This is a genomic window from Pseudomonas sp. B21-017 (assembly GCF_024749245.1).
In the GTDB taxonomy this organism is placed as follows: Bacteria; Pseudomonadota; Gammaproteobacteria; order Pseudomonadales; family Pseudomonadaceae; genus Aquipseudomonas.
Map to the genome: position 1 here is coordinate 5,072,992 of NZ_CP087194.1, position 12,259 is coordinate 5,085,250.

Sequence of the window (12,259 nt, forward strand, 5' to 3'; positions counted from 1 at the left end):
GGCAATATTGAGCATTTTCAGAACAAAAGACCTGGACGCAATGATTGCTGCTGCCCGAGCGCCTGCAGGGTTGAAAAAAGTGCTGGGGCCGATGGATTTGGTCCTGATTGGTATCGGTGCAATCGTGGGGACGGGCATCTTCGTATTGACCGGAACCGGCGCATTGACTGCGGGACCGGCCCTCATGGTTTCATTCCTGATAGCGGCGTTGGCCTGTGCATTTGCAGCACTCTGTTATGCCGAGTTCGCCTCATCTGTACCGGTAGCAGGCTCGATTTACACCTACAGCTACGCGACGCTGGGAGAGTTGGTGGCCTGGATGATCGGCTGGGATCTGATGCTCGAATACGGACTGGCCAGTTCGGCTGTGTCTGTTGGGTGGTCGGGTTACTTCCAGTCCCTGCTGAGCGGATTTGGGCTGAATCTTCCGGTTGTGCTTACGGCAGCTCCAGGCTCTTTGCCCGGCGTGGAAACCTGGTTCAACCTACCCGCGCTGGTGATTATGCTGGCAATTACCTGGATGCTTTCCATGGGCATCAAGGAATCCGCGCGCGTAAACAACGTGATGGTAATCATCAAAATCGCCGTGGTGCTGCTCTTCATCGCCGTTGGTGTGAGACATGTTCAGCCGGCTAACTGGCAACCTTTCTCTCCCTTCGGCGTCAATGGCATTTTGAGTGCTTCTGCCTTGGTTTTTTTTGCTTTCATTGGTTTCGATGCGGTTTCCTCTGCCGCCGAAGAAGTGAAAAAACCGGCGCGTGACCTCCCCATCGGTATTATCGGTTCCTTGGCCGTTTGTGCGGTGTTGTACGTTGCCGTTTCAATGATCATGACCGGCATCGTGCCCTATGCCCAATTCCTTGGCGTTGATCATCCGGTTTCATTGGCGTTGCAACATGCCGGTGAAAGCTGGGTTGCCGGGTTCGTTGATTTAGGCGCAATCGTTGGCATGACGACTGTCATTCTGGTGATGGCTTACGGTCAAACCAGAATCATCTACGCGATGTCGCGCGACGGACTGCTTCCCCAGCGCCTTTCCAGGGTTCATACACGATTCGGCACCCCATTTTTCGCCACCTGGATGGTCGGAATAGTCTTCGGGCTGATCTCGGCACTGATTCCGCTGAACGTCCTCGCCGAGCTGATCAACATCGGTACGTTGGCTGCATTCAGTCTGATCTCGGTGGCAGTGATCGTATTGCGCAAGACCCGACCTGATCTTCCTCGCGCATTCAGATGCCCGGGCGTGCCCATTGTTCCATTGCTCGCCATCGCGTTCTGCGTAACCTTGATGACCTTCCTCAAGCAGACGACCTGGTTGGCATTTGGGGCGTGGTTGGCAATTGGCCTGGTGATCTACTTTGCCTATGCGAGGCGCCGCTCGTTATTGCATTAATCCAGCATTTCGTCAGGTCTGGAGTATCAATCAACCTCCAATAGTTTTCAGGTGCGAAACTGCATTCCAGTTGCGCACCTGATTACATTCGCCTGTCAATCCTCACCTCATTTGTCCTGTTTTTAGCCCTAGGAGACCAGTGGCGCGCATTTGCAGTGGCACGCGAACTCTATTTATTCAGTTACCCCATTTAACTCATGACTTAGGCCCGCCACGGTGGAAGAGCCCCTTCGAAAAGTGAAAAGGCTCGATGCAGGAAACCGTTGAAGCGAGCAGCATCACGCCGCAGCCCTGCCTGTTGACCACCAATCAGGCACAGATGGGCCACCTGACCAATCACTTCTGCTTGGCCTGGCATATGGACCAAGCGGCGGCACGTGCGTATCGCGAAGTCCAGTCGTCTTGTATCAACACGCTGCTGAAACTCGCCTACCAACGGATCATGCAGCGACCAGGCTCGGATGGAAATTTCCCGCCCAGGTTGTTTCTCAGCGGCAATACTCAAGTAGCGTTTCAAGGTTTCGCCCGCGCTACGACCCTGCGCCGCATAAGCGAGCATGCGCTCCGTGTAGTCTTCTTCCCACGCGGCCAGCAAGGTGCGGACAAAGTCTTCGCGATTGCGGAAATGGTGATAAAACGATCCGCGGGTCACATTCAATCGGCGCGATAGACTCTCGGCCGAAACGCCAATGTGCCCGATTTGGTCGAGAGCCTCAAAACCAGCCGCGATCCAATGGTTACGAGTTAGTTTTCTCACCCGTTATTTCGCTCCATGTTTAGCGCCATACAGACTGTGTATGGTACGCAACCGATTGATACGCTGCGAACACCAGCAAAGATGGCCGTTGCGTTTTGCACGCCAGCACTTTTCATGGAGCTCGCCTTGAAGAAAATCGTTCTGGTTGCTTTCGACCAATTCACTGATATCGACCTATTCCTGATGTGGGACATCTTAGGCCGCAACACCGAGGACTGGCACGTCCGAATATTGGGTTCCAGCTCTATCGTGAGATCGGCGCACGGCCTGCCTGTTTCGGTGCACGGTCCGCTTTCCGAGGCCAATAGCGCCGACGCGGTATTGTTCGTCAGCGGCAAGGAAGGGATACCCGCTGCACTTGCCGCCCCAGATTTCCTGCCGTCGTTTGAACTTGACTCCAGACGCCAGCGAATCGGCTCAATATGCGCCGGAGCTTTCATTCTCGAACGGCTTGGGCTGCTCAGCGGCCAAGCAACTACACACCCGGATGCACGATCGAGCTTGCAAGCTCTGGGACTTGAGTCCATGGACCAGCCTCTTGTATGCCAGGGGAACGTTGCCACCGCTGGCGGATGCCTTTCGGCGCTCTATCTGGTGGGATGGTTGGTTGAATCCTGGTTCGATGTCGACAAGCGCCGTGCGACGTTGCTCCCTGTTCTGCCAGCTGGGCAGCAAGAGCTCTATGATGCCTTGATCGGGTTCAGCATCCGACAAGCACTTACAGGGCGACAAGGAGCGTTACACGACAAACCATCGCAACATGAAACGCGACATGGCATGTCGTCTAATTGGTAGTTAGAACTCAGGAGAGATCCCCGATGCCCCGAGAATTTGAGCTCATTATGTCCGTGCCGGTCCCCTCGAGGTCCGGCATCACCCACCTTTACGAGTCGATGCACCTAGCGGACGCTTTTGCGATTCGGCTCCCTGCGGGCACATCCAGCAATCCAGATTTGCTAGCTCGATTCATCCTTTCCCACCAGCCATCCTGGATCGGATGGCTCATGAAAGTCCGAGACACTATCGTTGCCTGTTTTGGTCTCAAAACCACCAAACATCTGGCATCACTTGCTAATCGGATTGGAATCTTCAAGGTCTACAGCACGAACCAGACTGAAATCGTGTTGGGAGAGGACGACAAACACCTCGACTTCCGGATATCGATCCTATGTTCTGGAGAGGCAGAGCCAGAAGGCAGTCGCCAACTCGTTTTTTCAACCGTGGTCCAGTGCCACAACCGTCTAGGCCGGGCCTACATCTTCGTTATTGCCCCATTTCACCGCTTGGTTGTTAAGGCCAACCTCCTCCGTGCAGCGCGCGTCGGTTGGCCTCTGGCTACCTGTCCCTAAGGCTGAGAGCTCTGTGCGCCCCCCTGAGGTCTAACCCTTCTATCGAAAGGCTGTTCTGGCAAGCCTGCCACTACACTCATGTCAAACGTCAGGCCTCTAAGACTCATTCAATATCTCTACGGCGCACCACAAAAAACCGGCCTCAAAGGCCGGTTCTTTTTATGGTACGTATCCAACAGTGCTAGTCGTAATAGCCAACAGTCTTCTTCAAGTGGTCCGAATAATCGTAAATCTCATCAACCGATCCAATCGGATGCCGCGTCTCGTTTTTTTCTTCGTCAAAAATCCCAATGTACTTTTGTGAACGATTGAAGTGAAGGCGACAAATCGGTTTGCGATTGTTGTCATCCAGCAAAATGCCAAAGTAGCTTTGCGTGTCGCGTTGCACTATCCGTTTAGCATCCACAACCGAACGAACCACTGCCCGGACAATGTGATACCCCTCCAACTCCTCCAGAGTCGTCAGTACTTTATCCTCTGATTCATCACGTTGACCTGTCTGATCACTGCCGCCAGCAGGAACCGGTACCGATGCCAGCGCAGGTTGAATGGCACCACTCATAGCTGATTTGAGTCGGTCATTGATCTGATCATTGAGAAACTGCACGACCGCTTTTCTCGTCAGCTCTTGAAACTGCTCACGGACTTTCTGGGTGATGACCCCGTCATACACTCGAGAGGCAAAGACTTTTACAAAGTCGTCATCAGGCTTGAGGACCTGCGAAGCAATGACCTTCTTGATCTGACTGACGTATTTCAACTCACCCGCGGCATTGATGATCGAATCCACATCGAATGCAGACTTGGTGAGTTTGATCAATTCGGGGACGGAGTACTCGTCGATATCCAGAAGATCGAGTTCAAGAAACGGTTTTTCATCCATCTTGTTGGGCGCATCCAGGTCGGTGAAGAATTTGTAGACCTGGCCGTTGGTGAGGATGGAGATTCGAGCGCTGGTGACATGGAAATAGCGAAACAGCTGGGAGGCATGATTGACGTGCAGCGGCTCGCCGATTTTTTTGCACTCGATGAGGATCTGTACCTCCCCTTCTTTCATGATCGCGTAGTCAATTTTTTCTCCTTTTTTCGTTCCGATATCGCAAACGAATTCCGGAGTCACCTCACTCGGATCAAAAACATCGTAGCCCAGCACTGTACTGATAAAGGGCATGACGAAAGCATTCTTGGTGGCCTCCTCTGTCTGAATTGCAGCGCTTTGCAATCGAACCTTGGCGGCTAGACTTGCTAACTTCTCAAAGAATTCCATGAGTGACCTCTTACTTGATGTCGATCCGTGTGTTTGCGTGCTGGCGAATTGACCTCTATTGATACTAGACACAAACCGGCACAAAGAAAGATTCCAATCAAAGATTCCAAATGCAGCAATTTCCCTTCAAAGCCCTTGGCTGTTCATCGACAGTGGGACTTTCCAGCAGAATTTTCATGACACCCGTGCGGTCTGAAAATCAGGCGCATCCCTGTAAGGAGCACGGCAATGAAATTCGCGAAAATCGCACAGAAACTCTCCCTATGGGCGGGCCAACCCCGGACATTTATGGGGGCGATCATTCTGATTGTCCTTTGGGGTCTGAGTGGGCCGATTTTTCATTTCAACGATACCTGGCAACTGATCATCAACACCTCGACCACGATCATCACCTTCCTGATGGTGTTCCTGATCCAGAACACCCAGAACCGTGACACGGACATTTTGCACCTGAAGATCGATGAGTTATTGCGGGTGACCAAGGACGCGCAGAACGCGATGCTGGGGCTCGAGTCCCTGGACCTCAAACAGCTGGAAGCGTTGAGAAAGAAATATCGCACCCTCGGCGAGGGGGAAACGATTTCCCTGGACGGCACGGTCGTCGAGGAAACCAAGAAGGATTCGAATCAGGATTGATCCCGGCAGCGGGTGACCGACGTCACCCGCGCAACAGACTGACTAACGACTGGCTTGCAGCGCCCTGGCCATTTGCAGATGGTTTTGCAGCTTGGGCAGGGTTTCTTCGGCGAACGCTTTGATTTGCGGCACGTCCGTGGTCTGCGCTTGTTGTTGAAGTTGCTCGATGGCTTCCTGGGTGGTTTTTACCTGACTGTCGACGTACGCCTGATCGAAAGAGGTATCGTCCTTAATCTCCGGTATCAAGGCTTTGGCCTTGTCGACCACCTCTTCGCGTGGTGCGACCGGTAAATCGAGTTGCTTGGCAATTTTCGCCAGATGCTGGTTGGCGGTGGTGCGATCGTTGATCACCACGATGGTGTAATCCTTGACCTCTTTGGATGCGGTTTTCTGGTGCGCCAGGCGGCTGGCTTCGATGTCGGCCATGCCTTGGGCCGACGCCTCATTGACGAATTCGGCGGGAGACTGGGCAAAGGCACTGCTGGCGCACAGGCCCAGTAACGTGGCAAAACCGGCATTGCGTAAACGGGTGGCCATCCGGCTCATGGTCGCGCCCTCCTTCCTGAAAATTCAAACGGGAGCTTGCGCCCCCGTCCATTAAACAAAACTACCTTCACCTATTACGGAGTTTTCTGACCGCCTTTGCGGCCCATGCCGCCTTTGGCAGGGTCTTTATCAACAGTCGTCGTGGTAGTTTTCCCACCTTTGCGACCGGCTTCAGACGCCTTCGTTCGATCGATGGCGCTACCCGGGGTCGGATGTTTTGAAGTAGGCATGGTTCTCATCCTCTTGGTGATGATCACAGCGAGCAGACGCCCGCATAGGATATGAATTTCCATGCCTGAAAAGGTTTAGAAAACCTGGCAGCATCGCGACGAACGGTGACGGATTTTCAGACCCCGAGACGTGAATGGTGCTGGCGCTTGGCGGCGTACATTGCCTCATCGGCATGCCTGAACAGCTGCTTTTCTTCGGTGCCATGTTCGGGGTATCGCGCGACGCCGATGCTCGGCTGGATCGTCAGGTTGTGCCCGTCCAGACGCAGGGGCTGAACCAGCACCTGGCGGATTTTCCCCGCCACATTCTCGGCATCTTCGGCAGCGTGGATGTTGTGCAACAACACGACAAATTCATCACCACCAATGCGCGCCACCGTGTCGGTTTCGCGCACGCAGCCCTTGAGCCGATTGGCGACCGCTTGCAGCAACATGTCGCCGACTGCATGACCGAGGGTGTCGTTGACTTGCTTGAAGCGGTCAAGGTCGACATAGAGCAACGCCATTCGACCGGAGTCTGCCCGGGCCAGCGCCAGCGAAGCTTTCAGGCGTTCGCGCAGCAATTCGCGATTGGGCAGCTGAGTCAGTTGATCGTACTGGGCCATGCGCTGGAGCCGGGCGTGCAATTGCTTACGCTCGATCGCGGTCGCGACCTGAGCGCAAACATACTGCAGCAACTCCTTGTCTTGCTCGGTGTAGCGCTCGCCGCCCGGCACGCTTTTGACGATCAGAGCGCCGATGGTGCCGTTTTGCGAACTCAACGGCACGCCCAGCCAGCAGGGTGAGTCCTGGCCCTTGACCAATGCCGCAAACCCTTCCGGCAGATTGTCCTGATCCGGGGTCAGCAGAATCGGCAAGCCACTGCGAATCACTTCTGCGCACAAACGCCCGGTAACAGTCCCGGGATCCTCGGGTTGCAGCTCATGGTCGTCGACGTGATAGGGGAAATTCAGCCGCGCGCAGTGCTCGTCATACAGTGCCACGGAGAAATTCAACGCCGGCAGCCATTCGCCGATGATCGAATGGATGCGTTTGAACAGCGCCAGCAAATCTTCCGCCGCGTGGGCTGCTTCGGAGATCGCATACAGCGCCGCTTGTCGGGACTCGGCCTGTTTGCGCTCGGTGATGTCGCGCGCCACGGCGATACGCAACTGATCGACCTCCGACCAACGTGCCGACCAGAGAATGTGCACCACCCGGCCGTCCTTGCGCAGGTAACGATTTTCAAAGTTGAGCTTGGGTTCGCCCCCCATGATCTCGCGCGCGGCGTCGAGGGTACGCTGTCGGTCGGCAGGGTGAACCAGATCGATCATCGACTGGCCGATCAGCTCGTCGGGGGTGTAACCGAAAATGCGCTCGCAGGCCGCGCTGACAAATACGAAGCGACCTTGTTTGTCCACCGCACAGACGGCGTCCAGCAAGAGATCGATGTAACTCGCCATTGGCGCGGAATTTCTGGTTTCCATGATGCAGAGAGCATGTCCGGACAATGCAACATTGAACAACCCTCCCTGACCGGTCATACGCCCGAGCGATGACTGTGCAGCCGACGCTTCCCTGCGTTCAGCCTCAAGCCTTGTTCGTCACCAGCCCCGGCAGCGCATGCACCAGGGCATTGATGGCGAAACCGATGAACATGACCCCGCACAAGCGGGTAATCGCCAGTTCATGACGCTGATACAACGTGCGCACCTGACGCGCACCGACGATGCCAATGAGAATAGCGTAGGCCAAAAGGCCACCAATGAAGCTCAAGATGATCAACCAGGGCAACATGGACCAATGCAGCAACTCTGCACGGCTGGACAAGGGGCGCAATTCTATCTCAGGACGCCGAACATCGACTCACTGATCGTCGAAGAACTTCATCCCCGCATAGGGTCGCTGCCGACAAGCCGCCAGCCGCGACGCCAGAGACCCGACATGCGCCTCGAGCTTGTGCCCATCCGGGTCGAGAAAATAGAACGACGCACCTTCGCTGCGGTTGTCCCGCCATTCCCGCACGTTGGCGGATCGCAGACGTTCGACGAACGGCAGGAAGTCCACAGCTTCGAGGCTGAAGGCGTAATGGGTGTAGTCGGCGGCGGGCGTGGATTCGCGCCGTGGATCGAAAGAAAGGCACAGCCACAGACCGGGTAGCGAGAGATAGGCACCGGTGTCCCAAGTGGCTGAAAGCTGAAGTTGCAGCAGATCGCGATAGAACGCCACGCTGCGGTTCAGGTCAGTGACGGCGAGGGTCAGGTGGTTGAGGCCGGTTAGCATGGGTTGGGTAACCTTGAGTCTCTCTGGGTGGTCGCGAGCGGAGAGTAAAGCTTAAACATCCTTGAGCGTACAGCCGACGGGGGCTTTGTTGGCTGAGAGTCAGTCTTCGCGAGCAAGCCCGCTCCCACAGGGAGTGGCGGCGGGCACGAATCCTGTGCCCGACGCGGTCAATGTGGGAGCGGGCTTGCTCGCGAAAGCGGTATTTCTGACGCCGCGAACTTCAGAACTTGTCGAGCGTGCGCAGCTTCTGCGGCAACCCCCACAGCAACAACGCAGCGGCGATCAGCGCGGCGACACCGATGACGTACAGCGCCGGGGTGGTGCTGCCGGTCAGGTCTTTGATCCGCCCGACCATGACCGGGCTGACGATCCCACCGAACTGGCCAAGGGTATTGATCACCGCGATCCCGCCAGCGGCGCCTGCCCCGGCACCGGCCAGGAGTTTCGGTGGCAGGGTCCAGAAGCTCGGGATGGACGCGATGATCCCGGCACCGAGCAAGCCCAGGGCAACAATCAGGAAAGTCGTGTGGTTGGCGAAAATTCCTGCGCAGAAGAAACCCACCGCACCTGCCGCCACCAGACCCGCGACAAACTTGCGCCGCTCACCGGTGGCGTCTGATAACCGCCCGATCACCACCATGCTGATGGCGCCGCAGATGTAGGGAATGGCGGTCAGCAAGCCGATCATCACCGGGCTCTCGGTGCCGGCACTGCGGATCAGTTGCGGCGCCCAGAAATTCAAGCCGTAAGACGCCACCTGAATCAGAAAGTAGATCAGCCCCAGCATCAGGAAACCCGGAATCCGGAGTGCGGCCAGCAAGGAGCCGCCGCTCTTGTGGGGTTCGTGGTGCGCGATACGGCTGGCGAGCAGTGTCTTCTCCGAAGGGCTCAACCAATGGGCATCTTCGATGCGGTCCTTGAGCACGGTCAGCACCAACAAGCCAAGGCCGATGCAAGGAACGCCACCGAGCAGAAACAGCCAATGCCAGCCGCGCATATCGAGGAAGCCATCAAGGTGTTGCAGCACCAACCCGGAGAACGGTGCGCCAACCAGCCCGGCAAACGCCGACGCGAGAAACAGCATCGAGGTGATGCGCCCCCGATAGTGCTGCGGGAACCACAGCGTCAGGTAATACAACACGCCCGGAGCAAAACCCGCCTCCATCGCACCGATCACGAAACGCAGGGCGTAGAACTGCCATTCGCTGTTGACGAAGACCATGGCCGCCGTCGCGAGCCCCCACGACATCATGATCCGGGCGATCCAGCGCCGGGCACCCACCTTGTAAAGCATCATGTTGCTCGGCACTTCAAAGATCACATAACCGACTACAAACAGCCCGGCGCCGAGGCCGTAAGCGGTATCGCTCAGGCTCAGGTCGGCCTGCAACTGGAATTTGGCGAAGCTGATGTTGATGCGGTCGAAAAACGCGAACAGGTAGCAGACCATGATCAGCGGCATCAGTCGCCAGGCGACTTTGCGGACCAGGGCTTTTTCGGCGTCGTGACTAACGGACGGGCTCACGCCCGCCTCCAGAACATTGAGGCTCATCGTGGTTTCTCCAGGCAGACGTCCCGTGGGCGTCCGATTGTTTTTGTTGTCTGGTTCGTTGTGGCTTTTTTAGGAGTTTGTTCGGTGGGTTCAGGACGGTGTCGGGTGCAGGTCGCAGTTACGTCCGGCCTTGGCGAGCTGCCCGGGCACTTCATGGCCCAGCAATGCGGGTAAGCCTCGCGACAATCGCAGCAACAACGGCAAGTCGATGCCGGTGTGAATCCCGACTTCATCGCACAGGTTGACCAAATCTTCGGTGCAGATATTGCCCGAGGCACCCGGTGCAAACGGGCAACCGCCAAGACCACCGAGGGCTGCGTCAAAGCGCCGGGCTCCGGCCTCGTAAGCTGCCAATACGTTGCACAGACCGAGGCCGCGCGTGTTGTGGAAATGCAGGGTCAGATCAGCCGGTGAAACCCGATGCAACACCCGTCGCACCAAGCGGTCGACCTGACGTGGATTGGCCATGCCGGTGGTGTCGGCCAGGGTAATGCCCGTAATGCCGAGCTCCTGATAAGCCTCGACAATCTGCAGCACGCGATCCTCATCGATCGTGCCTTCAAACGGGCATCCGAAGGTCGTGGCGATGCTGCCGTTGAGCCGCACCGGCGTGCTGCGAACGAACTCGACGATCTCGCCAAACGCGGCCAATGACGCCTCGCAACGCATCCGCATGTTTGCCAGGTTATGGGTCTGGCTGGCGGACATCACCAGGTTCAGCTCGTCAGCCCCCGAGTCCAGTGCTCGTTGTGCGCCTTTGAGGTTAGGGATCAACGCGACATAGATCACGCCCGGCTGTCGGGCGATGCCCTTGAACACTGGCTCGCCATCGCGCAGCGCCGGAATCGCCTTGGGCGACACGAACGAACCGGCTTCGATGCGGCTGAAACCCGCCAGCGACAACTGATCGATCAACGCAATCTTGTCGGCGGTTTCGACCCAGGTAGGCTCGATCTGCAAGCCGTCACGCGGGGAAACCTCCTGAACGATCAGCGTCTGGGAATAATCAGTGATCATTGCACCACCCCTTCAGCTTTCAACCGTTCGATGTCCTGGTCAGTCAGGCCCAGCCCCGCGAGGATGCCGTCGGTGTGCTGACCCAGACTCGGCCCCGACCAGTTCACGCCACCGGGGGTCTCTGACAGTTTCGGAACGATGCCCGGCATCTTCACCGAGGCACCACCCGGCAGTTCGGCGTTGAGCAGCATGCCCCGCGCTTGATAGTGAGGATCGGCAACGATGTCGGCCACCGAATAGATGCGCCCGGCCGGGACTTCGGCAGCTTCCAGAGCCGCCAACACCTCATCGATGGGCAGGCTGCTGGTCCAGTGAGTAATGGCTGCGTCGAGCACATTACTTTTGGCGGCGCGGCCATCGTTATGCGCAAACTCCGGCGCTTCGGCCAGGTCGGCCCGGCCAATCACCGTCATCAGACGCTTGTAGATCGGGTCGCTGTTGCCGGCGATCACCACGTAGGCACCGTCGGCAGTCAGGTAGGTATTGGACGGCGCAATACCCGGCAACGCCCCGCCGCTGCGCTCACGCACATGACCGAGCATGTCGTATTCCGGCACCAGGCTTTCCATGACGTTGAACACGCTTTCGGCCAACGACACATCAACCACTTGCCCGCCGCCCTGCCCGGTCTTGACCCGCAGCAGCGACATCAAGGCACCGATGACCGCGTGCAGCGAAGCCAGGGAATCCCCCAGACTCACCCCCACTCGGGCCGGCGGCGAACCGGGAGTACCGGTGGTATAGCGAATCCCGCCCATCGCCTCGCCGATCGCCCCGAAACCCGGACGATCACGGTACGGGCCGGTCTGGCCGTAACCGGAAATGCGCACCAGTGTCAGGCTGGGATTGAGGGCATGCAACACGTCCCAGCCCAGGCCGAGTTTCTCCAGGGCGCCGGGGCGCAGGTTTTCGATCAGCACATCGGCGTCGCTCGCCAGTTGCTTGACCAGTTCGATGCCTTCAAAGGATTTCAGATTCAGCGCCAGGGACTTCTTGTTTCGCGATTGCAGGTACCACCACAACGAAGTGCCCTCGTGCAGCTTGCGCCATTTACGCAGGGGATCGCCCTGGCCCATGGCTTCGATCTTGATCACTTCGGCGCCGAACTCGGCCAGCATGCGCGCGGCAAACGGCGCGGCGATCAGCGTGCCGATCTCGATCACTTTGATTGCACTCAAGGGGGCAGTCATCGCGGGGGTACCTCTTGTTCTTGGAATATGCGCCAAGGCTAGAGGACCGAGTGGCAT

General features: G+C 57.2%; 13 protein-coding genes and 1 pseudogene. 4 read left to right on the plus strand and 10 right to left on the minus strand.

Going from position 1 to position 12,259, the window contains the following annotated elements:
• Positions 1 to 7: 7 nt before the first annotated feature.
• On the plus strand, positions 8 to 1,396 hold the full coding sequence (locus LOY28_RS22900; RefSeq protein ID WP_309475731.1) for an amino acid permease: 1,389 nt from the start codon (positions 8 to 10) through the stop codon (positions 1,394 to 1,396).
• Between the two features lie 202 nt (positions 1,397 to 1,598).
• Here the strand turns inward: LOY28_RS22900 and LOY28_RS22905 are convergent, their stop codons facing one another.
• Positions 1,599 to 2,153: a TetR/AcrR family transcriptional regulator gene (locus LOY28_RS22905; protein WP_081625760.1), complete on the minus strand. Its 555-nt coding sequence runs from the start codon at positions 2,151 to 2,153 to the stop codon at positions 1,599 to 1,601.
• A gap of 126 nt (positions 2,154 to 2,279) precedes the next feature.
• Here LOY28_RS22905 and LOY28_RS22910 point away from each other — a divergent pair, with 126 nt between their 5' ends.
• Positions 2,280 to 2,948, plus strand: coding sequence for a DJ-1/PfpI family protein (locus tag LOY28_RS22910; RefSeq protein ID WP_258612589.1), 669 nt, complete (start codon positions 2,280 to 2,282; stop codon positions 2,946 to 2,948).
• Positions 2,949 to 2,971: 23 nt separating this feature from the next.
• Positions 2,972 to 3,502, plus strand: coding sequence for a DUF2867 domain-containing protein (locus tag LOY28_RS22915; RefSeq protein WP_309475732.1), 531 nt, complete (start codon positions 2,972 to 2,974; stop codon positions 3,500 to 3,502).
• A 181-nt stretch (positions 3,503 to 3,683) separates the two neighbouring features.
• Here LOY28_RS22915 and LOY28_RS22920 read toward each other — a convergent pair whose 3' ends face one another.
• Positions 3,684 to 4,769 (minus strand): type I restriction endonuclease, encoded by a 1,086-nt coding sequence (locus LOY28_RS22920; protein WP_258612590.1) that lies wholly within the window; start codon positions 4,767 to 4,769, stop codon positions 3,684 to 3,686.
• Between the two features lie 228 nt (positions 4,770 to 4,997).
• Here LOY28_RS22920 and LOY28_RS22925 point away from each other — a divergent pair, with 228 nt between their 5' ends.
• The gene (locus LOY28_RS22925; protein ID WP_086944816.1) at positions 4,998 to 5,405 is read left to right on the plus strand and encodes a low affinity iron permease family protein; all 408 of its coding nucleotides are present in this window, start codon (positions 4,998 to 5,000) and stop codon (positions 5,403 to 5,405) included.
• Between the two features lie 42 nt (positions 5,406 to 5,447).
• On the opposite strand, the gene LOY28_RS22930 is transcribed toward LOY28_RS22925, so the two are convergent.
• From LOY28_RS22930 to LOY28_RS22965, 8 genes and pseudogenes are all read right to left on the minus strand, one after another.
• Entirely contained in the window at positions 5,448 to 5,951 is a 504-nt protein-coding gene (locus tag LOY28_RS22930) for a DUF4142 domain-containing protein (RefSeq protein WP_086944815.1), read from the minus strand.
• A gap of 74 nt (positions 5,952 to 6,025) precedes the next feature.
• On the minus strand, positions 6,026 to 6,181 hold the full coding sequence (locus LOY28_RS22935; RefSeq protein ID WP_081791039.1) for a stress protein: 156 nt from the start codon (positions 6,179 to 6,181) through the stop codon (positions 6,026 to 6,028).
• A 116-nt stretch (positions 6,182 to 6,297) separates the two neighbouring features.
• Complete coding sequence (locus tag LOY28_RS22940; RefSeq protein ID WP_258612591.1) at positions 6,298 to 7,647, minus strand: diguanylate cyclase domain-containing protein; 1,350 nt, start codon at positions 7,645 to 7,647, stop codon at positions 6,298 to 6,300.
• Between the two features lie 103 nt (positions 7,648 to 7,750).
• A pseudogene (locus LOY28_RS22945) lies at positions 7,751 to 7,990 on the minus strand (LysE family translocator); the annotation flags it as partial.
• Positions 7,991 to 8,026: 36 nt separating this feature from the next.
• Entirely contained in the window at positions 8,027 to 8,443 is a 417-nt protein-coding gene (fos, locus tag LOY28_RS22950) for a fosfomycin resistance glutathione transferase (protein ID WP_258612592.1), read from the minus strand.
• A gap of 220 nt (positions 8,444 to 8,663) precedes the next feature.
• Positions 8,664 to 9,995: an MFS transporter gene (locus LOY28_RS22955; RefSeq protein WP_258612593.1), complete on the minus strand. Its 1,332-nt coding sequence runs from the start codon at positions 9,993 to 9,995 to the stop codon at positions 8,664 to 8,666.
• A gap of 90 nt (positions 9,996 to 10,085) precedes the next feature.
• Positions 10,086 to 11,012 carry a hydroxymethylglutaryl-CoA lyase gene (locus LOY28_RS22960; protein ID WP_258612594.1) on the minus strand — a complete coding sequence of 309 codons (927 nt, stop codon included), beginning with the start codon at positions 11,010 to 11,012 and terminating at the stop codon, positions 10,086 to 10,088.
• Positions 11,009 to 12,202, minus strand: coding sequence for a CaiB/BaiF CoA-transferase family protein (locus tag LOY28_RS22965; RefSeq protein WP_258612595.1), 1,194 nt, complete (start codon positions 12,200 to 12,202; stop codon positions 11,009 to 11,011). Before LOY28_RS22965 ends, LOY28_RS22960 begins: the two co-directional genes overlap by 4 nt.
• Positions 12,203 to 12,259 lie beyond the last annotated feature (57 nt).

What these genes read in the sequence shown, in the direction of transcription:
- LOY28_RS22915 (WP_309475732.1), top strand. Translation starts at nt 2,972, where the DNA reads ATGCCCCGAGAATTTGAGCTCATTATGTCCGTGCCGGTCCCCTCGAGG.
- LOY28_RS22920 (WP_258612590.1), bottom strand. Translation starts at nt 4,769, where the DNA reads ATGGAATTCTTTGAGAAGTTAGCAAGTCTAGCCGCCAAGGTTCGATTG.
- LOY28_RS22925 (WP_086944816.1), top strand. Translation starts at nt 4,998, where the DNA reads ATGAAATTCGCGAAAATCGCACAGAAACTCTCCCTATGGGCGGGCCAA.
- LOY28_RS22930 (WP_086944815.1), bottom strand. Translation starts at nt 5,951, where the DNA reads ATGAGCCGGATGGCCACCCGTTTACGCAATGCCGGTTTTGCCACGTTA.
- LOY28_RS22935 (WP_081791039.1), bottom strand. Translation starts at nt 6,181, where the DNA reads ATGCCTACTTCAAAACATCCGACCCCGGGTAGCGCCATCGATCGAACG.
- LOY28_RS22940 (WP_258612591.1), bottom strand. Translation starts at nt 7,647, where the DNA reads ATGGAAACCAGAAATTCCGCGCCAATGGCGAGTTACATCGATCTCTTG.
- fos (WP_258612592.1), bottom strand. Translation starts at nt 8,443, where the DNA reads ATGCTAACCGGCCTCAACCACCTGACCCTCGCCGTCACTGACCTGAAC.
- LOY28_RS22955 (WP_258612593.1), bottom strand. Translation starts at nt 9,995, where the DNA reads ATGAGCCTCAATGTTCTGGAGGCGGGCGTGAGCCCGTCCGTTAGTCAC.
- LOY28_RS22960 (WP_258612594.1), bottom strand. Translation starts at nt 11,012, where the DNA reads ATGATCACTGATTATTCCCAGACGCTGATCGTTCAGGAGGTTTCCCCG.
- LOY28_RS22965 (WP_258612595.1), bottom strand. Translation starts at nt 12,202, where the DNA reads ATGACTGCCCCCTTGAGTGCAATCAAAGTGATCGAGATCGGCACGCTG.